23 protein-coding genes and 2 riboswitches are annotated in these 22693 nt (G+C 58.0%); of the genes, 3 read left to right on the top strand and 20 right to left on the bottom strand.

Going from position 1 to position 22693, the window contains the following annotated elements:
- Positions 1-107: 107 nt before the first annotated feature.
- The 4 genes from ACW4YW_RS01945 to nrdA all read right to left on the bottom strand — a co-directional run bounded on the left by ACW4YW_RS01945 (position 108) and on the right by nrdA (position 6369).
- Entirely contained in the window at positions 108-2357 is a 2250-nt protein-coding gene (locus tag ACW4YW_RS01945; protein ID WP_457136008.1) for a TonB-dependent siderophore receptor, read from the bottom strand.
- A gap of 127 nt (positions 2358-2484) precedes the next feature.
- Positions 2485-2898 (bottom strand): class I ribonucleotide reductase maintenance protein YfaE, encoded by a 414-nt coding sequence (gene yfaE / locus ACW4YW_RS01950; RefSeq protein ID WP_457136009.1) that lies wholly within the window; start codon positions 2896-2898, stop codon positions 2485-2487.
- Entirely contained in the window at positions 2895-4028 is a 1134-nt protein-coding gene (nrdB, locus tag ACW4YW_RS01955) for a class Ia ribonucleoside-diphosphate reductase subunit beta (protein ID WP_407996422.1), read from the bottom strand. Before nrdB ends, yfaE begins: the two co-directional genes overlap by 4 nt.
- A gap of 64 nt (positions 4029-4092) precedes the next feature.
- Positions 4093-6369, bottom strand: coding sequence for a class 1a ribonucleoside-diphosphate reductase subunit alpha (nrdA, locus tag ACW4YW_RS01960; protein ID WP_457136010.1), 2277 nt, complete (start codon positions 6367-6369; stop codon positions 4093-4095).
- A 150-nt stretch (positions 6370-6519) separates the two neighbouring features.
- A riboswitch (cobalamin riboswitch) is annotated at positions 6520-6732 on the bottom strand.
- Positions 6733-6934: 202 nt separating this feature from the next.
- Here nrdA and ACW4YW_RS01965 point away from each other — a divergent pair.
- Positions 6935-7240, top strand: a complete 306-nt coding sequence (locus ACW4YW_RS01965; RefSeq protein WP_457136011.1) for a thioredoxin family protein — start codon at positions 6935-6937, stop codon at positions 7238-7240.
- 112 nt (positions 7241-7352) lie between these two features.
- Here the strand turns inward: ACW4YW_RS01965 and ACW4YW_RS01970 are convergent, their stop codons facing one another.
- The 11 genes from ACW4YW_RS01970 to ACW4YW_RS02020 form a co-directional block, all read right to left on the bottom strand.
- On the bottom strand, positions 7353-7886 hold the full coding sequence (locus ACW4YW_RS01970; protein WP_457136012.1) for a hypothetical protein: 534 nt from the start codon (positions 7884-7886) through the stop codon (positions 7353-7355).
- A gap of 13 nt (positions 7887-7899) precedes the next feature.
- Positions 7900-8571, bottom strand: a complete 672-nt coding sequence (locus ACW4YW_RS01975; RefSeq protein WP_457136013.1) for a c-type cytochrome — start codon at positions 8569-8571, stop codon at positions 7900-7902.
- A complete protein-coding gene (locus ACW4YW_RS01980; protein WP_457136014.1) occupies positions 8568-9173 on the bottom strand; it encodes a cbb3-type cytochrome c oxidase subunit II in 606 nt (201 codons plus the stop codon). The genes ACW4YW_RS01975 and ACW4YW_RS01980 overlap by 4 nt, the downstream gene beginning before the upstream one ends.
- On the bottom strand, positions 9170-10645 hold the full coding sequence (locus ACW4YW_RS01985; RefSeq protein WP_457136015.1) for a cbb3-type cytochrome c oxidase subunit I: 1476 nt from the start codon (positions 10643-10645) through the stop codon (positions 9170-9172). The genes ACW4YW_RS01980 and ACW4YW_RS01985 overlap by 4 nt, the downstream gene beginning before the upstream one ends.
- A complete protein-coding gene (locus tag ACW4YW_RS01990) occupies positions 10642-10890 on the bottom strand; it encodes a hypothetical protein (RefSeq protein WP_457136016.1) in 249 nt (82 codons plus the stop codon). The genes ACW4YW_RS01985 and ACW4YW_RS01990 overlap by 4 nt, the downstream gene beginning before the upstream one ends.
- Before the next feature lie 108 nt (positions 10891-10998).
- A complete protein-coding gene (argC, locus tag ACW4YW_RS01995; protein WP_457136017.1) occupies positions 10999-12078 on the bottom strand; it encodes an N-acetyl-gamma-glutamyl-phosphate reductase in 1080 nt (359 codons plus the stop codon).
- A gap of 16 nt (positions 12079-12094) precedes the next feature.
- Positions 12095-12475 (bottom strand): hypothetical protein, encoded by a 381-nt coding sequence (locus ACW4YW_RS02000; protein WP_457136018.1) that lies wholly within the window; start codon positions 12473-12475, stop codon positions 12095-12097.
- A gap of 1 nt (position 12476) precedes the next feature.
- Positions 12477-12887: a DsrE family protein gene (locus ACW4YW_RS02005; RefSeq protein WP_457136019.1), complete on the bottom strand. Its 411-nt coding sequence runs from the start codon at positions 12885-12887 to the stop codon at positions 12477-12479.
- A 46-nt stretch (positions 12888-12933) separates the two neighbouring features.
- Positions 12934-13263 carry a DsrE family protein gene (locus tag ACW4YW_RS02010; protein ID WP_457136020.1) on the bottom strand — a complete coding sequence of 110 codons (330 nt, stop codon included), beginning with the start codon at positions 13261-13263 and terminating at the stop codon, positions 12934-12936.
- 21 nt (positions 13264-13284) lie between these two features.
- Complete coding sequence (locus ACW4YW_RS02015) at positions 13285-14985, bottom strand: NADPH-dependent assimilatory sulfite reductase hemoprotein subunit (RefSeq protein ID WP_457136021.1); 1701 nt, start codon at positions 14983-14985, stop codon at positions 13285-13287.
- An 8-nt stretch (positions 14986-14993) separates the two neighbouring features.
- On the bottom strand, positions 14994-16742 hold the full coding sequence (locus ACW4YW_RS02020; RefSeq protein WP_457136022.1) for a diflavin oxidoreductase: 1749 nt from the start codon (positions 16740-16742) through the stop codon (positions 14994-14996).
- A gap of 104 nt (positions 16743-16846) precedes the next feature.
- Between ACW4YW_RS02020 and ACW4YW_RS02025 the strand changes: the two genes are divergently transcribed.
- The gene (locus tag ACW4YW_RS02025) at positions 16847-17695 is read left to right on the top strand and encodes a LysR family transcriptional regulator (RefSeq protein ID WP_457136023.1); all 849 of its coding nucleotides are present in this window, start codon (positions 16847-16849) and stop codon (positions 17693-17695) included.
- Between the two features lie 53 nt (positions 17696-17748).
- Here ACW4YW_RS02025 and ACW4YW_RS02030 read toward each other — a convergent pair whose 3' ends face one another.
- The 3 genes from ACW4YW_RS02030 to ACW4YW_RS02040 form a co-directional block, all read right to left on the bottom strand.
- The gene (locus ACW4YW_RS02030) at positions 17749-18429 is read right to left on the bottom strand and encodes a 5-formyltetrahydrofolate cyclo-ligase (RefSeq protein ID WP_457136024.1); all 681 of its coding nucleotides are present in this window, start codon (positions 18427-18429) and stop codon (positions 17749-17751) included.
- 18 nt (positions 18430-18447) lie between these two features.
- Positions 18448-18690 (bottom strand): rubredoxin, encoded by a 243-nt coding sequence (locus tag ACW4YW_RS02035; RefSeq protein ID WP_457136025.1) that lies wholly within the window; start codon positions 18688-18690, stop codon positions 18448-18450.
- Between the two features lie 154 nt (positions 18691-18844).
- A complete protein-coding gene (locus ACW4YW_RS02040) occupies positions 18845-20002 on the bottom strand; it encodes a hypothetical protein (RefSeq protein ID WP_457136026.1) in 1158 nt (385 codons plus the stop codon).
- A 119-nt stretch (positions 20003-20121) separates the two neighbouring features.
- Between ACW4YW_RS02040 and ACW4YW_RS02045 the strand changes: the two genes are divergently transcribed.
- The gene (locus tag ACW4YW_RS02045; RefSeq protein ID WP_457136027.1) at positions 20122-21033 is read left to right on the top strand and encodes a LysR family transcriptional regulator; all 912 of its coding nucleotides are present in this window, start codon (positions 20122-20124) and stop codon (positions 21031-21033) included.
- Between the two features lie 35 nt (positions 21034-21068).
- On the opposite strand, the gene crcB is transcribed toward ACW4YW_RS02045, so the two are convergent.
- Positions 21069-21455 carry a fluoride efflux transporter CrcB gene (gene crcB, locus ACW4YW_RS02050; protein ID WP_457136028.1) on the bottom strand — a complete coding sequence of 129 codons (387 nt, stop codon included), beginning with the start codon at positions 21453-21455 and terminating at the stop codon, positions 21069-21071.
- Positions 21456-21704: 249 nt separating this feature from the next.
- Positions 21705-21783, bottom strand: a riboswitch (Fluoride riboswitch).
- Positions 21784-21857: 74 nt separating this feature from the next.
- Positions 21858-22625: an AraC family transcriptional regulator gene (locus ACW4YW_RS02055; RefSeq protein WP_457136029.1), complete on the bottom strand. Its 768-nt coding sequence runs from the start codon at positions 22623-22625 to the stop codon at positions 21858-21860.
- Positions 22626-22693 lie beyond the last annotated feature (68 nt).

The following is a 22693-nucleotide window of genomic DNA, read 5'->3' on the forward strand; positions in this document are numbered from 1 at the left end:
TGCCCATAAATACAAGAGGCCTGTAAATAAAATCGGATTCAGCTTCACATTATTCATCCATAAAAAAGCGATTGCCCGCTCATCGCGGACAATCGCCCTGGATCAAATTACCAGTTGTACTTCAGGGTAGCGTTGACTACACGGCCTGAACCGTAGTAGCAAGCGCCCATCGTTGTACATGTCGTCACATATAATCTATCGGTCAAGTTGCTGGCATTAATCGCAAACTCAGCGCCAGAGTAGCCTAATGACTTCAGGTTATAGCGTACCGCAGCATCATAGGTTGTATAAGCGTCGGTATGCAGATAACGGTTGTCAGTCGGAGCGCCCGACGCTGGGGAAGCTACTCCGTAAGTTCCGCCAACATAGCGCGCACCCAGCCCTACGCTCAATCCATCAAGGTAACCGGTCGTAAAAGCATAATTTGCCCACAGCGATGACATATGTTTTGCAACCTGAGGAATAGCGCGGCCCTCGATCTCAGCTGTACTGTTGCTATCGGTAATTTCGCTATCCATATAGGTGTAGCTACCCAACAAACTGAAGTTATCGGTGACAGCAGCCTTACCTTCCAACTCGAAACCACGAATCCTTGCGTCCACTTGGGTGTAGCAAGCCGCTCCCAATGCTCCAGCACAGGTACTCACTCCAGAAGTCACCATGCGATTATCCTGCGACAATTCATACACAGAAGCGGTAATCAAGCTGTTGCTACCGGGCGGCTGATATTTTACGCCTGCCTCGTACTGCTTGCCTTTTACAGGCTTCACATCTGCGTCGTTCAGCATTGCAACGCCTAACATGCCTGGATCGAACGAGGTGGAATAACTGACGAACGGAGCAATGCCATTATCGAATTGATAAACTGCGCCAGTACGCCATGTAAACGCATGATCGTTATAAGCGAATCGACGACCATTGAAGGCATTGAACATCGTATTATCGAAATAGTCGTAGCGACCGCCCAGACTGAAGCGCCAGTTGCCCAATGCAGCCTGCTCTTGAATATAAGCGCCTGTTTGCTTTTGATCTACATCCTGAGACCAACCCAAATTGAGAGAATAATCCCCTGCGCTGGCGGGCCCAGGATTAAATAACGAAATGGGATTAACGTTATTAAAGTTAACACTATTATAACGGTCGTTTTTCCAGCTAAATCGCTGAGCATCCAGCCCCAACAACACTGTATGTTGCAATGCGCCAGTCGAAAAATCCGCCTGCAACTGATTATCAACGGCTACCCCATCGGACTTACCTTCCCCAAGCGTAGCGCGGCGGGAATACAAGCCATTTACAGCACTGCCATTTGAGATACCACCAATCACAGCCTTATAAGTATTTTCAATGCTGGTATAACGCAAGTTCTGGCGGAACCGCCATGTGTCGTTGAAGCGGTGGTCGAATTCCCAGCCTACGCTTGATTGCTCACGATCATAGGTATTCCAATCATTGTCCCCATAGAAAGTGTCGCGATCCAACCGCCGCCCGATCACTGAGTTAAATGCCACGGTGCCGTAATATGGCAAGAACTGGAAAGTCGATCCGCCCTTGTCCCGCTGGTACTGCGCCAGCAATGTCAGACTGGTCTTGTCCGAAATCTGCCAAAGCAGGCTTGGTGCGAAGTAGGTACGTTGCAAATCGTTATGTTTGATCTGGGAGCCGCCATCATTGAACGAGCCCACCAACCTGAACAAAACCGACTGATCGTCAGCTAGGCTGCCGCCGATATCGAATGCTGCTTTGTATTGGTCAAAACTGCCGCCCTGCAAACGCACTTCATTCACTTGGTTTATCGTTGGCCGCTTGCTGACAAGGTTGATCATGCCACCGGGCGTGATCTGTCCGTACACGGCTGCCGATGGTCCCTTGAGCACTTCTATACGCTCCAAGCCGAAATTATCAAAGGTAGCGCGGTTCCACATGCCGCCAGCCGGTACCTTAAGTCCATCTTGAAAAAGGTTGGATGTACCAGCATCTGCTTCCATACCGCCCTTGATGCCGCGAATGGAATAACTGTCGGCTCGGCTATCCATACCGCCGACCTCGGATCTCACGCCTGCAGTGTATGCAACAGCCTCGTTCAAGGTCTGCGCATTACGGTCATCCAGTTCCTTGCGATCAACAATCGAAATGGATTGCGGCGTTTCTACGACAGGCGTATCGGTCTTGGTTGAGCTTTTGGTCTTCTTGGCAACATAGCTGCTGCTTTCACCGCCAGCCTTGGCGCCGACGACGGCTACTTCTGGTAATACCGAACTATCGCTATCCGCTGCAATGGCAGGCATTGCAAACAATGCGCTGACCATGAGATAGACGAGTTTTGGCTTCTGGACTGCCAATATTGGAGTTTGCTTCATTGCTTTTCCCTGACGAAAGAAAAGCAGCGATTCTATTAAAAATAATTCTCAACAGCATTGGGAAATAATAATTGTTACATTTTATTTACACTTTTGTACTGATGAGTTCGGCAAAAAAACAACAACTTTAGAACAAAGATAAATTGCTTGCCGATGCAGCGGATTTGCTAGTCCTTTTTCTACGTGTTTTCTTCGTAGAAGGCTGCTCCGGTAGAGGCAACGTATCGGCGAAAAGCGGCTGCTGCACGGGGAACATGTCTTCCTGCCCTTGCCACCCCCGCAGTTCGGGCCTGAGTTCGCAATCCACCCTGACATCCGACCTAGGTACGCAACAGCACGGCAGGATTTCGTCGGCGGCAACGAATGCCAAGGGTTGCTCGAGGTATTGCACCTCGCCGTCCAGCAGGCGCACCCGGCACATGCCGCAATAGCCTCCTCTGCACTGGTACTCCACTTCGTGGCCGGTACGCTCGAGGCCGTCGAGCAGGGTTTCTTGGGGGATGAGGCTAAAGCTGGTGTGCTGGGTGCGGACCGTGCTCAAAGCTCGAAGTCGCCGAGATCGTCGGAACTGACCTCGGAATCGATCTGGCCGATGAGGTAGGAGCTCAGCTCCACTTCCTGCGGCGCGACCTGCACCGTATCGGACGCCAGCCAGGTATTGATCCAGGGGATGGGGTTGCTCTTGGCATTGGGGAACGCGGCAGGCAAGCCGACAGAGGCCATGCGGTTGTTGGTGATGTATTCCACGTACTGGCAGAGGATGTCGCGGTTGAGGCCGATCATGGAGCCGTCCTTGAACAAATAGTCGGCCCATTTCTTCTCCTGCTCCGCCGCGCGCCTGAACATCTCGAAGCACTCGTCCTGCAGTTCGCTGGCAATACCGGCGAATTCGGGGTCGTCCTGCCCGCTGCGCATGATGTTGAGCATATGCTGGGTGCCGGTGAGATGCAGCGCCTCGTCGCGCGCGATCAGGCGGATGATCTTGGCATTGCCTTCCATCACCTTTCGCTCGGCGAATGCAAACGAGCAAGCAAAGCTGACATAGAAGCGGATCGCCTCCAGAATATTGACGCTCATCAGGCACAGGTACAGCAGCTTCTTCAGCTCACGCAGGTTGACCGTCTTGGTCTCGCCGTTGATGACGTGATCGCCCTCGCCCAGCTGCGAATACAGCATGGTGTAATGGATCAGGTCGTCGTAATAGGCGGAAATATCGCTCGCCCGCGCCACGATGTTCTCGTTGCGCACAATATCGTCGAAGATCAGCGCCGGATCGGAGACGATGTTGCGGATGATGTGGGTATAGGAGCGCGAATGGATGGTTTCCGAGAACGCCCAGGTCTCGACCCAGGTTTCCAGCTCGGGCAGCGACACCAGCGGCAGCAAGGCCACATTGGGGCTGCGGCCCTGGATGGAATCGAGCAGCGTCTGATATTTCAGGTTGCTGATGAAAATATGCTTCTCATGGTCGGGCAAGCCCTGGTAGTCGATGCGGTCCTGCGACACGTCCACCTCTTCCGGACGCCAGAAGAAGGAAAGCTGCTTCTCGATCAGTTTCTCGAACACCGGGTATTTCTGCTGGTCGTAACGCGCCACGTTGACCGGCTGCCCGAAGAACATCGGCTCCTTCAGTTGTTCGTTGTCGACCTTGGAAAAAATGCTGTATGCCATGACTTGTCCCGATATATCCCGTCAGGGCGGCGCATGGCCGCCCTGCTCTATTTAGTCCCGTTGCCTAGATCTTGCACGCGCCGCTTTCGCATCCGTCGTCCCCGGTCTCGCCGCCTTCGCTCGCGCCATCGCGGGTGTTGTGGTAGTACAGGGTCTTCACGCCCAGCTTGTAGGCTTGCAGCAGGTCCTTGAGCAATTGCTTCATCGGCACCTTGCCGCCTTCGAAGCGCTTGGGATCGTAATTGGTGTTGGAGGAAATCGACTGGTCGACGAATTTCTGCATGATGCCCACCAGCTTGAGGTAGCCGTCGTTGTTGGGCAGCGACCACAGCAATTGGTACTGGTTGCGCAGGCGCTCGATCTCCGGCACCACCTGGCGCAGGATGCCGTCCTTGGACTGCTTGACCGACACCAGGCCGCGCGGCGGCTCGATGCCGTTGGTGGCGTTGGCGATCTGGCTGGAGGTCTCGGAAGGCATCAGCGCGGTCAGGGTGGAATTGCGCAGGCCGTGCGCGACGATGTCCTTGCGCAGTTGCTCCCAGTCCAGTTGCAACGCTTCCTGGCACACCGCATCGAGGTCCTTCTTATAGGTGTCGATGGGCAGCAGGCCTTGCGAATAAGTGGTTTCATTGAACGCGTCGCAAGGGCCGAACTCGCGCGCGAGCTGTACCGAGGCCTTCAACAGGTAGTACTGGATCGCCTCGAAGGTGCGGTGGGTCAGCCCCAGCGCCGCATCGTCGGTATAGCCGGTGCCGTTCTTGGCGAGGTAATAGGCGTAATTGATCACGCCCACGCCAAGCGAGCGGCGCTTATCGGTGGCATTGAGCGCGGCCTTGACCGGGTAATCTTGGTATTCGAGCAAGGCGTCCAATGCACGCACCACGAGGTCGGCCAGCCCTTCCAGTTCGTCGAGGCTTTCCAGCGCGCCGAGGTTGAACGCGGACAAGGTGCACAATGCGATCTCGCCGTTCTCGTCGTTGATGTCCTCGAGCGGGTGCGTCGGCAGCGCGATTTCCATGCACAGGTTGGATTGGCGCACCGGTGCCAGCTTGGGGTTGAATGGGCTATGCGTGTTGCAATGGTCGACGTTCTGGATGTAGATGCGGCCCGTGCCCGCCCGCTCCTGCATCAGGAGCGAGAACAGGTCCACTGCCGGCAGCGTGCGCTTGCGCAGGCTGTCGTCCGCCTCGTATTGCGTATACAGGCGCTCGAACTCGTCCTGGTCGGCGAAGAAGGCGTCATAGAGTCCGGGCACGTCGTGCGGCGAGAACAGCGTGATGTCGCCGCCCTTGATCAGACGCTGGTACAGCAGGCGGTTGATCTGCACGCCGTAGTCGAGATGGCGCACGCGGTTTTCCTCGACGCCGCGGTTGTTCTTGAGCACCAGCAGCGACTCGACTTCCAGGTGCCACAACGGGTAGAACAAGGTCGCCGCGCCGCCGCGCACGCCACCCTGCGAGCAGGATTTCACCGCCGCCTGGAACAACTTGTAGAACGGCAGGCAGCCGGTATGCTGCGCCTCGCCGCCGCGGATCTCGCTGCCCAGCGCACGGATGCGGCCGGCATTGACGCCGATGCCCGCGCGTTGCGAGACGTATTTCACGATCGCGCTAGTGGTGGCGTTGATGCTGTCCAGGCTGTCGTCGCACTCGATCAGCACGCAGGAGCTGAACTGGCGCGTCGGCGTGCGCACGCCGGACATGATGGGCGTGGGCAGGGAAATCTTGAAAGTGGACACCGCATCGTAGAAGCGCTTGATGTATTCCAGACGCGCCTTGCCCTCGTACTTGGCGAATAGGCTCATCGCCACCAGGATATAAAGGAACTGCGGGCTCTCGTAGATTTTCTTGGTCACCCGGTTCTGCACCAGGTATTTGCCTTCCAGCTGCTTCACGGCGGCATAGGAGAAGTTCATGTCGCGCCAGTGGTCGATATGGTCGTTGAGCTCGTTGAACTCTTCACGGCTATAGTCGGCGAGGAGATGCTGGTCGTACTTGCCCATCTCGGTGAGCTTGGTGACGTGGTCGAACAAGTGCGGCGGCTCGAACTGGCCGTAGGCAATCTTGCGCAGGTGGAAAATCGACAGGCGTGCCGCCAGGTACTGGTAATCCGGCGTGTCCTCGGAGATTAAATCCGCGGCAGACTTGATGATGGTTTCATGGATGACGTCGGTACGAATCCCGTCATAGAACTGGATATGCGATTTCAGCTCGACCTGCGATACCGATACGTTGTCCAGTCCCTGCGCCGCCCAATCGATCACGCGATGGATCTTGTCCAGGTTGATCGGCTCCTGGCGACCATCCCGCTTGGTGGCATTCATGGATTCATACTTTGTCATCTAAGGCTCCCTGTCAGGAAGCAAGGCATCCTCATGACCACGCATCAATTGCCGAGGCAACCGAGCAACAATCACAAAGCAGCATGACGGACAAGGCGCCGACCCAGCAGCGCAATACCCTATCCGGCCGAGGACACCCCGCCTCAAACGTTATGAAAATGATCTACGGCAGGTTTCCTGGCTCCCAGGTCCACATGACCGGCCTGTCTTCCCGGGCCTCACACTTTCAGGCCCAGTGACCCTTGTTGGCATGCCACTCACTGGTTACAGTTGCGGGGGCAGCTGCGGCTTGGCAAGGCACCGCCCTGCGACCGCATTCCCTTTTTCCGACGTAATCGAACAACCGTCGAACACCGTAGATGGGGTGGACTATAGCGCAATAAAATGTGCTTGTGTACACCAAAAAACACTAGATATTGTTTTTTTGAGATATATACAGGATTTTTAAGGGGAAATTTTTTGCGAATTTTTTACACGGATTTTGGTCATTCATGGGCACGGCTGTCGTGCAACAATCACCTATCATGAAACGTAAATTTCGCCAAGCCAGACAATGAAACCAGCCTTGAATCCAGAACCAAGCCGCGACGATATCGATGCAACGCCCGGATGGCTGTTGCTGGAGTTCGGCGCCAGCTGGTGCGGCTTTTGCCAGGCGGCACAGCCTTCGCTCAACGCGGCATTAAAGCAATCGCACGCCCTGCGTCACGAGCGCATCGAGGACGGCAGAGGCAGGCGGCTGGGCCGCAGCTTCAAGGTAAAGTTATGGCCGACCTTGATCCTGTTGCGGGATGGACAGGAAGTCGGCCGTGTGGTGCGCCCGGAAAGCGTGGAAGAAATTTCCAGGCTCATCATGCCGGCAGCTGAATGAGTGTGCAGCAGCAATTGATCCCTGGCTGACGACGTGGGACAAGGGACGGGAGGGTGCCGTCAAATGCAAGTAGTCCAAGCAATCGTCAACTAACGCCACAATGGCTATACGCCTAGCGTGCTTGCATAGGCTCCGCAAGCACGCCCTGGCCGCCATGCGTGCTGAATATGTCAGCCACCTGCGCCGCCTCGTCCGGCGGCTGCATATAGACCAGCAACAGCATGGCATCGTCGCGCTCGGCGGCGCGCTGCATGAGGGCATTGGTCTCGCTTTCATGCAGCCAGCCGTAAACCGCCCCAAGCACCGCGCCCACGACAATCCCGATATCCGGCCCCAATAACTGGATCACCGCCATCCGCTCGCTGACTTCATACTCCATGGTCAGAATGATGCCCAAGGTCAGCACAGAGCTGATGAGCAGCCCGGCCAACGCGCCCCGGCCTGTCCAGGCGAACCAGTTGTCCGTATTCCTGCCGGGTTTGAGCGCTGTGAACCTGGCAGCCGCCTGTTCGGACAAGGCAAGGTCGATCAGGTCGCGCGGAATGCCGCGCTGCAGGCAGGCCGACAGCACCTTGTCCACTTGCTGCGGCTGCTGGAAAAACCCGGAGACCGTCAACGATTCCCGCTGCTTTTGCTGTGTATTCATGATCGCATCCTCCTCATTTTCCCAGCGCCTCCAGCTCTTGGACGGTCCAGGGCTTTTGCCTATCCTTGCTGGCCTCCCTGACGTGCTTCACCAGCGCCGCATCCACCTTGTCCGCGCTGTTGCCGCCGAGTTCGCTGCGGATGTGGCTGGCCACGGCGGCCACTTCCTCGTCACTCAGTTGGTCCTGCCACGGCGGCATCAGGCCATTGTAGGTTTGCCCTTCTACCTGTACTTCGCCTTGCAGCCCCTGCAGCACGATGCGCAGCAGGATTTCCGGGTCGCCCAGCACATAATGCGACTTGACCAAAGGCGGAAATGCGCCGGGAACGCCCTGCCCGCTGGCCTGATGGCAACTGACGCAGCGGCTGGTATAAATGGCGGCTCCCGAAACCGCGCTCGCCTGGGCGAAAGCTGGCTGAGCATCCTGCGAAGCAGGCGCGTGCAAAAATCCGTTGTGCGCCCTGGTATCCAGGCTGCCCATATGGCGTCCCAGGTAGAACGACCCGGCCACCAGCGCCACCCCTACCAGCAGGTAAAACCATAATGGCCCGCTGACCATATCCTCGAACGGCTCGGGAGTTTCATAAATGATCTGGTCGCCGCGCTGATCCTGCATACTTCGCTGGGAATTGGTATTTTTCCCGGCATGAGCCTGCCTGGATGGCGAAGAATGCTTCCTGTTCATGGCTGTGCCTCCTTGGCGGCTGCGTTGCCGGGAGCCGGATAGTGATGCTGCAGGCTGACCAGGTAATCCACCAGCGCTTCCGCCTCCGGCGTGGTTACGATCACGCCCTGCTTCGGGGCGAATGCGGCAGGCACCTGCAATACCTTGTCTCCCGCTTCTGCCTGAGGCTTGTGTTTGAACAGGAAAGGAAACGCAGGCATGATGGACCAGGACACCAGCGCGCGCGGCTGATACAGGTGCAGCAAGTGCCAGTTGCGGTCCGGCAGCCGCGCCCCGACGTTGAAGAGGTCCGGCCCGGTGCGCATGGTGCCGAGCAGGTGCGGCGCATCATGGATGTAATCCTCCGGCACCGAGGGCCGGTTGCCCAGCCCCTTGCTTACGTCCGTCGTAAAGGCGGAATCCCTCACCTGTTGCGTGTGGCAATAGATGCAGCCGTTACTGATATAGATTTGCCGCCCCAACTGCTCCTGGGGTCCCGGCTGTTTCAATTGCGGCGGCGCTTCCAGCGTGGACAGCATGCTGGTGGGCAATATCACCAATATCACCAGGGCGAAGATGACAGTCGCCAGCGCCCCCATGATCAATACGAAGATTCTCGTCATGATGGCCTCCTTTTCACCAGCACAGGCTTGAACTCAATGAAAGGAGGCGTTTGCGATGCACGTCCGCGCCGGGAGAATGCAAGCAGCCAGGCATGATAGATGAAGGCCACGTGCCCGGCCGAGATAATCACCGCCGAGATGCTGCGCAGCAGCAGCCAGGGCTTGGTGCTCGCGACCGATGCCTCGAATCCCACGCCGGGCGCCAGCAGGTTCAGGCCCTGCAGGACGCCGCCTATGCCCAGCGCGACGATGTACAGCGCCATCCCGCCGCCCGTCAGCAGGATATGGATGCGTATCAGGCTGCGGCTCGGCCACTCACGCTTCAGCACTCTCGGCAAGATGTAGTACATACCGCCGAACAGCGACAGGGTCACGAACATGTACAGCCCCAGATGGGAATGGGCGATGGTCCAGTGGGTGAAGTGGGTGATGCGGTTGACGCTGACCAGCGCCGTCAGGATGCCCTGCAGCGACACCGCGGTATAGGACATCGCCGCGATGACGGCGAGGGTCAGCGCTGGCGAATAGCGCATGGCGCCGAAGCGCCCGACTACGGTCATGTGCTGATTGATGCCGACCGCGATCACGGGAATCACCATCATGATGCTGGCGGTGATCGACGTCGCGATCATCCATGAAGGAATCGGCCCGCCGATCAGGTGGTGCATGCCGTTGAGTGCGTAGAACAACGCCAGCGCCCAGAACCCGACCAGCGACAGCCAATATGAATAGATCGGCCTGCCGATGATCTTGGGCAGCAGGTAATAGATCAATGCCAGGTTGACGGCCGTGAGCCAGAGGCCCAAGGCGTTATGCGCGTAGAACCAGTTGACCGCCGCGGACTCCGCCCCGCGATAGAAAGGCAGGTTTCCCGCGAGAAAGATAATCAGGAACCAGGGATAGGATGCCGCCACATACCAGACCGATACATACATATGATGCACGTTGCGCGCGGCCAGCGTTCTGCACACCGACGCGCCGACCATGGCGGCCCCTGCCACCAGCAGCGGGTCGGCCCACACCCTGTCCAACTCCAGCCATTCCAGGCCGTCGCTGTGTCCGGCCAGCAGCAACCCCAGCCCGATCGCCAGCCCCAGGGTCCAGATCAGGATGCCCCAGGTCGCCAGCCCTCCCCAGCGCAACGGCGTGCGGCACAGCCTGGGCATCAGCCAGAGGGAAACAGAAAACATGGCAGTGCTGGCCCAACCGTAGACCATGGCATTGAGGTGGGCCGGGCGGATGCGGCCGAAGGTAAGATAGGCTTGCCCGGTCAGCAGGTCCGGCCGGTCGAACTTGAAGCTGCTCAAGTCGCCCAATACCGTCCCGGCCAGCAGCCAGATGACGGCAATCAGGAACCCCAGCAGCACCGGCCGCCGGCCGGATTGGTCGTACACAGTCATCTCTTCGGCGCTGGCCTTGGCCTGCCATGATGGATGTTCGTGATGCGTATTGCCTTTTCCTGTGGTACTCATAGCCAGCGCTCCCATTCAGGTCTTGGGTTGTTCAGCAGGTAGCCATGCTGCTGTACGCGATCCTGCAATTGCCTGCGGCTTTCCCACGGTCGCGCGTAGCGCAGCTCCTCGACTTCGAAAATGGATGCAGCGGAAGAACCATCATCGTCCAGATACCCGGCAGCCAGCGCCATGAACAGAAACACCAGCGGAGGCAGCCCGATCACCAGCGTGAGCAGAATCAATATAAATGAATTGGCAAACATGGCGCCTCCTAGAAAATATCGTGAATAACCCGCGCTGCGGCCAACATCCTGCGCAATGCAAGCCCCGTATTCAACATTCGGCTGTTTACGCCATACCGGCAGCGTTGCTTATGCTGTATGTCCTTTCGGGTCGGCATGCATGGCTTGCAACCCTTCCGACTCCCGCAACCCCAACATGATGTTCAGGTTCTGTATGGCCTGGCCGGCCGCGCCCTTCACCAGGTTGTCCATCGCGACCAGGATCACCGCCGTCCCGTCATTTTTTTGCTTGTGCGGCGCAATCTTGCAGTAACTGGAGCCGCGCACATGGCGTGTTTCAGGCACGCAGCCCGCGGGCAGCACATCGACATATACCTCTTTTCCGTAAAAATCCTTGTAAAGCTCGAACAGGTTGAGACCCGCTTCCGCCTTGAAATGCAAGGTGGCGTGCAATCCGGTGATCAGTTGTGCGGCGTGCGGCGTACAAGTCAGTTCAAGATGCCTGCCGTAAATACGGGAAATGACATGCTCCACTTCAAACTTGACCAGCGGCAGTTCAGCATCGAATATTGCCAAGGCGTCCAGGCTTTCCCCCGCTATGTCGGGGGCCACTCTGCCGTGCGAGGTCATGCCGACGACAATATCCGCAAGCAGGGCGCCTTCCCGCAGCAATCCTGTTCGCAATAACGGTAACGCGCCAAGGATGATGGCGGTGCCGTAGCTGCCGGGGCTATGCACCAATGCAGCCGTCTTGATGGCGCTTCTATTGATGGCAGGCAATCCGAAAACTGCCGTGGAAATCAAGGCCGCGCCCGGATGTTCGCAGGCAAAACAGGATTTCCACCTTTGCGCATCTCCGAGGCTGAAATCGGGGGACAGGTCGATAATACGTATGCCCTTCTGTAAAAATACCCCGGCGTATTTCATCGCAGCGCCCAGCGGCGTGGAAAAAATCACCACGTCGCATTCCTGCAGCGCAGGATCCTGGACATCCACGAACCTGAGGTTTAGGAATTTCGCAATATAGGGGTAATGCTCGTTGACGCATCTGCCCACGTTGCCGCGCGAGGTCACCGCATGCAGCCGCACATGGGGATGTGCCGCCAGCAGTCTGACCAGCTCCGCGCCCACATATCCGGTACCGCCCACGATGCCGACCCTGACGGGAGACAGGTGGAGGTGCCTGAGTATGCGGGACGGCGTCAACATGGCATTCCTTGCCTCCTCACCACTGCCAGACCCGGTCTGCCTGGTTGTAGAGGCTGGCCAGCTTGCCGCGGTCTATCGCCTGGACCGATGGCCGCAGCATGCCAACGTTCAGCCCGCGCTCGAGCAAGTCTTCGTTCAGCACATACACTGGCACGCCCTGCTCCAGTATCCTGCCCAGGTCGGTGGGAATATCGGCCGGCTCCTGCTGCAGCCAGGCGCCGATTTTCAGGGCAGGCTGCCTATGCCTCATCACAGCGTAATAGACCGCATTTCCAGACAAGAGCACATCCAGGTTCGCGCCAGCGCCCAGCATGGATTGCGTGAGCCAGAGAATCGTGTCGTCCTGTTCCTCGCTCAGCGTCCTGAATGCCTGTTCGACAATTTGCAGAATCTTCATATCATCGCGTCCCGATTACCAAGGTGTTGAACGAGCCTGAGGCATAACGCCACAAGTCGGCTGGCGAGCCGCGCTTGCAGCCGGGAATGCTCTCGTTGACGCCCCGCTCGTCTACGCATAATCCGCAATTGACCCAGTCCAATTGCCAGCCTAGCCGCTGCGCCTTGACCTGCAAGGCGGCGATCCAGTCCTTGGTCAAGGGGTGCGCCTCCTCCGCGGCATCGCGGTGATGCACGGAGTTGCCATGCGCTTTCTGCAGCGCGAACGCCAGGGCCGCCGCGCCTTCATAGGCGAATACCTGCACATCCGCGCCCGCATCCAGCGCGGCATCCACAAGCCTGAAAAATGTGATCGTTCTTTCGTTCTCAAACGGAGGGTCCATAAAGGCAAATGTCAATTTCCGGTTTTCCATGCTGAGTTCCTCTATAAGTTCTGAATAAATAGACAGCACACAGGCGTCACCACCAGACCACCTTGTCGCCGCTCAGCATGGCGTCGATCACCATATTGATCTGCGCCGGTTCGACCAGGGCATTGAGTTCGTCCTGCGCGATCTCCCTTTGCCGCAGGGATAAATCGTCCGCGTAAACCCTGATCTGGCGCGCACTCAACCGGTCGAATACTGTCGTCGCCACGCCCTTCCGCGCGGACAGCACCGCGTTCTGCACCAGCAGGACGTCGACACGCTCCCCGGTGTCCGCAAGGGCGATGGCCATCTCGTATTGCGCGCTGGTCCTCGCGTCGTAAAACTGGTCCTGGCTTTGTATAAACAAGTAACCGCTCATCATTCACTTCCTTTTCATTGGTTCTTATGCATGTTCCAGATGAGCGGCCACACCATCCAGCAGCGTGGTCCTCACCAAAAAATCGCCGAACTTCTCGGCGGGATTCGCCAGCAATTTGTAGCGCTGCATCAACTCGTTCAATATGGTGAGTATCTTCATTTCATTGACATTCTTCGCATACAGCCTGGCCAGCCGGTTGCCGGTATGGCTGCCGCCAAGGTACAAGTTGTACAGGCCGTGCGCCCGCCCGGTCAGTGCAATCTCCGCAATATAGGGCCGCGCGCATCCGTTGGGGCAGCCGGTGATACGCAAGGTGATCGGCAAGCCCTGCAACCCGTAATTGGCCTTGATCTGGTTGAATTTCGGCAGGAACTCGGGCAGGTAGCGCTCCGCTTCCGCCATCGCCAGCCCGCAGGTGGGCAGCGCGACGCAGCTCATGGTGTAAGCGGCCTGCAGGTTGGGCTGCAGCAATGGCGCCAGCCCCAGGTCCTCCAGCCTGACCTTGAGATGCGGCAAGGCGTAGTCGTGGATGTCCGTGAGCTGCAGATTCTGGTTGGTGGTCAGCCGGATGCCGCCGTCGTATTGCTGGAGCAGCGCGGCCAATTGGTCGCGGAGCGCGCCATTGACTCGGCCGCTCTCGATATGCAGCGTGCATTGCCACAACCCGTCGGCGCCGTGCTTCCAGCCGATGTCGTCACCGTTCTTGGTGAACTTGACGGGGAACGCCGCCGCCAAGGGTTTGCCACGGCGTTTTTGCAGTTCATCGAGGAACCAGGGCATGCCCAGCCGGTCCAGCGTGTATTTGAAGCGGGCCTGGTGTCTGTCCTGCCGGTCGCCGTAATCGCGCTGGATGCCCATGATGATTTCCGCCACTTCCGTCGCCTCGTCGGCCTGGACGAAACCAATCTCCTGCGCCAGCCTGGGGTAGCTGTCCTCCCTGGCGTCGATCTGGCCCATGCCGCCCCCCACGCATAGGTTGAAGCCCAGCAATTTGTTACCCTGCACGACGGCGATGAAGCCGACATCCTGCCCGTAGACGTCAATATCATTGATGGGCGGCACGACGAAGCCGACCTTGAACTTGCGCGGCAGATACAGCGGCCCATACACAGGCTCCGCATCAACAGGCTGCACCGGACGCGATTCCTCATACCATATCTCGGGATAGGCGCCGGTTTTCGGGATCAGCCGCTGCGAGGTCTGCCGCGCGATTTCCTGCACTTTCCGGGAAATGGCCGAAATCATCGGGTTGCCACCGCACACCACCCCGCGGCTGTCGTCGCCGCAGGCGGCGATCGTATCCAGGCCAATGCCTCTCAGGGCCTGCATGCATTTCTTCATGCTGCCCTTACGGATGCCGTGGAACTGGATGGTCTGGCGGGTGGTGATCCGCAAGCCGCGCTCCGCATATTTCCGCGAGATGCTGTCCAGCCCTGTCCATTGCTGCTTGCTGAGCAAGCCTCCCGGAATGCGCACGCGCACCATGAACTGGTAATTGGGCTCCAGGAACCTGTGCTGGCGCTCCGCGCGCAGGTCGCGGTCGTCCTGCTGGTAAATGCCGTGGAACTTGAGCAGCAATGTATCGTTGAAAGGCACGCTGCCGGTCACTGGATCCTTCAGCCCGGCGTCGATCGTGCCCCTGAGATAGTTGCTTTCGTACTTGACCGTCTCGTTGCTGTTGAAATGCTCGAGACGACTCAGAAGATGGGCGAATTTATCATCCATGGCGCACCTCAATATAAATTCTTGTGTAAACGCTTTTCAGCGGCCAACGATTCCCAGGCACCGTCCTCCCTGGACTTGAACCAGGCTTTCAGGGACTCTTCCGTTTTCGTCATCAGGGGCTTGTCGCCGCTGAAATACAGGTGTCCGCCGCGCGAGAGCCAATCCCTGAACCGGGATTCGTGCTGCACGATCGCATCGAAAATCACGTCGTCCGTGGTATCGCCGTAGAACACCGGATGCAGGCATTTCAGCGTGCCGGAGGCGAGGAATTTCAGCAGGACGGACTGGTAGAGGAAATCATCCTCGAAGCTGCGCTCGGAAAACACCAGCCAGCACTCATGCGGCTTCTGCTCCGCCTCCATTTCCTGCAGGAAGGCGATGAAGGGCGCGATGCCGGTGCTGTCCGCCACCAGGATCAGAGGCGCCTCGCGGTTCTCGGGCATATGGAAACGCTGGTGCCGGTGCGGGAATACCGCCAGCGCATCCCCGGCGTTCAAATCAGCCAGATAATGCGAGCCGACGCCGGGGTATAGGCTGTCTTCCTTGGTATAGAGATATTTCCTGACGCACAGGTGTAATTCCTCTGGCGACTGCTTCAGGCTGTTGGCAACATCGTAGAGTCGCGGCTGCAAGGGCCGCAATACATCGACGAGCTGCTGCGCATTCACGGTCACGCGGAACTGTTTGACCAGCTCCAGCAAGGGCTTGCTCTTGAGGAAATCCTTCTTGCTTTTTTCCGTATCCCCCATCGCGGCATGAAACATGCCGGAAGTATCCAGCGACTCCCACAACTGGCCGAAATCGCGGCTGGGCACCGTAATGTCCAGTTTGTCGCGCAAGGCCTGCGCCAGGCTCAGGCTGACGCCCTCGACGCTGACAGTCTGTTCGCCGTTCAGGTGCGTGGCCTGCAACAGCTCCTCCACCATCTCCGCGGGGTTCTTCACCCAGATGCCGACGGCATCGCCCGCCACCAGAGGCAAGGTGTGCTCCCCCAATTCGCAGACCAGATGATGGACGGCATCCCGGCGTCCTTTGGCGCTCAGGTTGATGTTTTCCGCGATGCTGACGGTGACGGGATAATGCTTGTCTATCTCCTTGACCGCAGGCCTGACGGCTTCCGGCATGTCGGCGTGGGCTTGGGCGCCGTCCGGCGCTGGCAGCTTGGCGATCAGGGCGTCCAGCCAGGCATCCGCCGTTTTCTGGAAGTCGGTATCGCAGTTTTGCCGTTCCAGCAGGCTGCTCGCGCCGGACTGCCGCAGTTTTTCATCGATATTGATGCCAGTGACGCAGAAATGCTCGTAGGACGAATCCCCCAATGCCAGCACCGCATAGCGCATGGCGTCCAGCGGCAACCTGGACGACATCAGGCTGTGGTAGAAAGCCGCTATCGGCTCAGGCGGGTCGCCGTCGCCATGCGTGCTGCAGATGATGACCGCCATGCGCAGCTTGGCAAACTGGCGCAGGGTGACTTCAGCGAGGTCCAGGACCTTGTTCCTGTAGCCGAGCGCGGAGAGCTTCTTCTCCGCCTGCAGCGCTATTTTTTTGGAATTGCCCGTTTCGCCGCCGTGGCAGACGACGATCTCATCCAATGTTTCCGCTTGTGCCGCATGCGCCGTCAATGGCTGCATATTCACGCGCCCAGCGAGATAGCCGGAGAGCCAGATGCACTGCTTCTCGTCCAGGCGGTTGGTGAGATCCACAACCTCCTGCCAATGCTCTTCCTTGAATATTTCCGGTCTTGTTTTCAAAATCGTCACGATGCCAAACGCATTGATGGCTGATTATGATCCGGTATAAAATCAATTAATAATGAAATTTAAACCAATTTAATATTGGAAAAATTGATATATAGGAAATTGATATGGATATCACCCTCGCCAGGACATTCCTTGAAATCATCCAGTCGGGCAGCTTCATTGCCGCGGCCGAACGGCTGCATGTGACGCAGACGACGATCACCACCCGCATCAAGACATTGGAGGAATTGCTTGGCTGCCAGTTGTTCGTGCGCAACCGCAGCGGGGCGAAACTAACGGACAACGGCGTCAGGTTCACTGCCTACGCTCAGCAGATGGTGCAGACCTGGCACGCAGCCAAGCGCGACCTGCCCTTGCCGGAAGGCACGGTGAACACAATCACGATAGGCGGGGAAATCAGCCTGTGGAACCCCCTGCTACTGCAATGGTTCAACTGCCTGCGGGAAGAAGTGCCCTCCATCGCCATCCGCGTGGAAGTGGGAGAAGCCGCGACGCTGCACAAAAAACTGGAAGGCGGCATCATGGATGCCGCGTTGGTGCACCGTCCCGACTATTGGTCGGGCATGCAGATCGAGGAGCTGCTGGAAGAAAAGCTCATCATGGTCAGGTCAACCCGCAATCCGGAGCCCTATATCTATATCGACTGGGGAGACTATTTCAAGCAGCAGCATGATTCCGCCCTGGTCGAGTTCGCCAAGCCCGGCCTCTCGATCAACCTCGGCCCGCTAGCGTTGAACCACATCCTGGAATACGGCGGCAGCGGCTACTTCAGGAGCCGGGTCGTGCAGAAATACATCGAAAACGGCGAGCTGGCCGTGGTCGAGGCGTCGCCGGAGTTCTCCTACCCGATCTACCTCATGTATCCGCGCAACAAGAACAATGCCGTGATGTCGCAAGTGTTGAAGACGCTCAGGGAAGCCTCCAAGAAGGAATTCGACTGGTCGCAGCACTAGGTCGGCTTAACACTCCGTGATGCACACCCGCTTGTTTTTCGGGCTTTCTTTTGTTACTCGCCGCCGTAGCACACAGGGGAAGACCATGCCGCTTCATGGCGGGAACGGAAATGGAAAAAATACAGATCGCGCATCAGCATTTCCACGCGCTGGGGGGATATTATCCATTCCGGCTTGCCGGAGCGGAAGTAACGCAAGCCGTTTTCCGTCAGGACGAATTCCATCGGCACCTCTCCAGGCCGGGGCATGAGGTCGTCCAGCAATCCGGTCTCGTAACCGATGCCAATGGTAATGGGCGGCGGGTCGAGACGATGCAATGTCCTGTCGTAATACCCCCCGCCGCACCCCAGCCGGTAGCCATGCAGATCAAAGCCGACCAGCGGGATGAGCAGTATTTCCGGCTGCTCGTAATCGGTATTCACGGGAAACGCTATCTGCAGCCTGCCCCTGGTCATCATGGCTTCGGGATGCCATTGCCTGAATGTCAGTTGCGCATTTTCATCATCTATTTCCGGCAGGGAGACAATGCTTCCGGCCTTGTGCAAGTCCATCATCAGCGGGATGCTGTCGAACTCCCCCTTGATCGGCCAGTAGCAGCCGATACTGCGGCCGTAGATGCTCTCGAAAACGGATTTGAAACACTGGGCGATTGCCGCGTTCATCCCGGCAACGGACAAGCTGTCGAGCGACATTCTTGCCTGTATCAATTGCTCCCTGATCCGCTTGCGATCCATGATCTCACCTGGCGGACATCATGGCTGGGTTTCCACGCCGAAGCGCATTTGCAAGTAATCCTCCAGGGCCACCGGCGCAAATTCCGCACGGCCGGCGCCGCACACGGCGCATGTCCAATGTTGCGGCAACGCCTCCCAGGCCGTGCCCGGCAAGATGCCTTTTTCATGCTGTCCCAGCAGTTCGTCATACACAAAATCACAACGACCGCATCGCCATACGTCATTGCTCATGTCGGTTTCCATGCCCTCATTGACCATCATGCCGGCAACCATCCCGGCAAAAATCGCTTATCGGTCATGCATTATGAGGAACATCCGGCGCTGAATCTAATGAAAATAGTTGGTGTTTATTATCAGGTTTTTCCATATGAAGCAGCATCAACCAGCTATGGGATCGCTTCCCAAGCCCGTGGATTTATTGCTCGGTAGAGGCGGAAGCACGGCGTGATTGCACTGCGGCGTCGGAGGCCAGCAACTCGTCGGCAATGCTGCCCTCGCCTTCATTCAGCCCGCGCGCCAGCGCGACCACCTCGGCAATCTTGTCGTCGGCAAAGGCCATTCGGGATTTGGTTTCCTCGTCCGACACCTGTTCCTGCGCAACCACCGCCGGCAAGTGCAGCAAGGAGCAGCTGGGCGCGACCCATAGCCTGTCGCCGAGCTTCTGCGCCACGGGCTGCAGCATATCGAGGCTTTGCCGCAGGTCGTTGCGCCAGGCGTTGAGGCCATCCACGATGCCGGCAGACAATATCCAATGTCCAGGCAAGGCATTGAGCCAGGGCGCCAATTGTTCAGGTGCGCGCACCAGGTCGAGATGGATGCCGTCGACGGGCAAATGGGTGACGAATCCTTGATAACGCGCCACATTGCCGAAATAGGTGCCGAGCAATATTTTAGGCCGCTGCGTGCGGAACCAGGCGTATGCGCGTTCGAAAGCGCCCAGCCATGCATCGTCCAGGTTCAAGGCAAGAATGGGTTCCTCAAGCTGCAGACAGGCAATCTTGCGGTGGTACAGCTCCTTCAGCAAATGCACGTACTGTTCCGCCAGCCTATCCAGCAGCTGCAAACGGTCGCAGCCATCCGCCCTGCTCAAATACAGCAGGCTGACAGGACCCAGCAACGCCGCCTTGACCGGCCTGGAACGCGCCTGCGCTTCGTCGAGCTGGCTCAGGAACTCATGGGCGTTGATCGTGAAGCCGGTATCCGCATCGAGCTCCGGCACGATATAGTGATAGTCGGTATCGAACCACCTGGCGGTTTTCATGGCCGGCTGGACGGCATTGCCGCGCGCCAGCGCGAAATAGTCATGTTCGGATAAAGCGCCCTGTAAGCCAAACCTTCTAGGGATAGCGCCGAACATCACCGCGTGGTCGAGCACGTGGTCGTAGAATGAGAAATCCCCTGCAGTAATGAAGTCCAGCCGCTTTTGCTTGTTCCAATGCTGCTCCCGCAGTCCCTTGCCTATTTCCTGCAATCCCGCCGCAGTCAGGTCGCCCTTCCAGAATGCCTCCAGGGCGTATTTGAGCGCACGTCTTTCACCGATGCGCGGATACCCGAGAATATGTGCGCTTGCCATACCCAATGCCTTGCCTGATTTTTTGACGAAACCGGGAATTTTCCGGCAGGCAAGCAATTTAAAAAAGCGAAAGTTTTTTTGGTAAAATTGAATTCATTTCATATCTATCCAAGCTTCTTATGCTGGAAATCCGCCACCTGAAATCCCTGATCGCGATTGCCGACACTGGAAAACTGGCCCACGCCGCAGAGCGGGTCTTCCTCACGCAATCCGCGCTCTCGCACCAGATCCGTGTGCTGGAGAAGCATTACGACACCACCCTGTTCCAGCGCACGGCGCACGGCATCCGCTTCACGCCCGCCGGGGAACGGTTGCTGGCATTGGCAAGGGAAGTGCTGGAAGCGCAGGAAAAGGCCGAGCGCGACCTGATCCGCCTCAAGAGCGACCAATCGGGGGAGTTGAGGATCGTGCTGGAATGCCACACCTGCTTCGACTGGCTCACCCCGGTGATGGACGCCTTCCGCCGTGCCTGGCCGGAAGTCGAGCTGGATTTGGTGGCCGGTTTCCATAGCGATCCCTGGCACTTGCTGCACGACGGCAAGGCCGATCTCGTGATCGGCAGCCTACCGGAGAAACAGCGCGAACTCGGCGCGATTCCGCTATTCAAGTTCGAGATCATGGGGGTGTTGCCGCCCGAGCACGAGCTGCGCAACAAGCCGCGCCTGATGGCGGAAGATTTCGCGGGTCAAACCCTGATCACCTACCCGGTGCCGGAAGAGCGCATCGACGTCATCCGCCAGGTGCTCAAGCCTGCCAATATCGAATTCAGCCGCCGCACCAGCGAGCTCACCATCGCCATCATGCAATTGGTCGCCAGCCGCCGCGGCATTGCCGCCTTGCCCAACTGGGGCATACAAAGCTACGTGGAGCATGAGTACGTGATTGCGAAGCCCATCGGCCGCAAGGGACTGTGGTCCGAGCTGCATGCGCTCGGCATGCCGGACGTCATGGCAAGGCCCTACACGCAGGACCTTGCGCGCATCATCCGCGATACCTGCGCGGAAGGGCTGAGCGACATCAGGCTGCTTTAAGCTTTTGCCGGCCGCGCTTCAGCCGGACAATGCGTTCAAGCCTGCATCGCAATCTTGGCCAGCTCGAACCCGAGCCACATCACCGCCAGCCCAACGACGATGCTTGCAACGACGTACGCGGCAGCAATGCCGATATGGCCTTCGCGCAGCAATACCATGGTTTCCAGCCCGAAGGCGGAAAACGTGGTGAACCCGCCCACCAATCCGGTAAAAAGCAGGACGCGCATATCGGCTGACATGAACCCTTCCCTTGAGGCAAGTCCGGCCAGGATGCCGATGACCAGGCAGCCGATGATGTTGACCGTGAAAGTGGGGAACGGGAACCGCCAATCCAGGCTGTAGCGCAAGACCAGCCCCGAAAGCTTGAAGCGTGCGACTGAGCCGATTGCGCCGCCCAAGGCCACGAGCATTACCTGATTCATTACATCCCTTTCAAAAAGCAAGCTTGGAAAATTGGAGCAGGAATTATATCGGCCGGCAAGCCCTGGTCAGGCGGCGGCACGGGAGGCAACCTGGGTTTTATCGGCGCATAGGGTTGCGGCGGGCATGTAATGCCTGCACCCGAATATTGGCCTGAGCTTATGTGATATGGGTTTTGCATGCTCTTGTCCTCTGTTTGCATCAACATCGGGACAAGGTGCACAGATATGCCTACACATCCCGGTCCCGGGATTCGTGTAGGCATCATTAGCTGTTACAGCGGTTGAAAGGTGTTTAACCTTATGGAGGAATGCCATCTCCAATTGCTTGGCAAGTATATTACAAAACGGCTGCTCATGCCGCAATTCAAACACGCGACCCGGGACAATGCGATATTGCCGCCGCTAGCGATAAAAAGCGGAAGGCGGCACGCCGAAATTGCGCTTGAACAATGCAGCATAGGCGCTCTGGCTCGCGTAGCCGTGCTCCAGCGACACCTGCAATATGGAGGCCCCTTCCGCCAGGCGCTCCAATGACCTCAGCAGCCGCGCGAGCTGGCGCCATTGCGCGAACGTAATGCCGGTCTCGCTGCGGAAGTGCCGGTGAAACGTGCGTACGCTCATCGCCAGCTTATCCGCCCACTCCCCGGCATTGGCTGGCGCGTCGGGATGATCGTAAATTTGCCGGCACAACGCGCCCAGCCTCTCATTCGCCGGCCATGGAATATGCAAAGGCAGCACCGGCAATTCGCGCAGCTCGTCCAGCAGAAAGCGCATGAGGCGGCCGTTTCTGCTTTCCATCTCGTATTCCAGCGGGACCTCCGTCGCTGCCAGGATCAGCTCCCTGAGCAAAGGCGAGACGGATACGACGCAGTTGCCCCTGGGCAGCCCAGGCGCGGCATCCGGGTCGACGAACAACGTCCGCATCCTGACATTGCCGCGCATGCGCACGGTATGCTCCACACCCGCCTGCAGCCATACGCCCCGGCTGGGAGGTGCGATCCAGCGCCCTTGCTGGGTCTCGATCAGCATGATGCCATGCGTCGCATAAAGGAACTGCGCCCGGCGGTGCGCATGCGCTTCGATGAAATGGCGGTCCGGATAATCGGCCGCCATCGCAGTCACCGGCATGGCGGCATGTTCGAAAAGAATATGCGCATCGGGATGGACCATGACATGTCGCTTTTGAGATAAAGATTGTCATTTTATCGTGAGACGGTCTCATTCAGGGAATGCCATGA

This window comes from Methylobacillus pratensis (genome assembly GCF_054072455.1).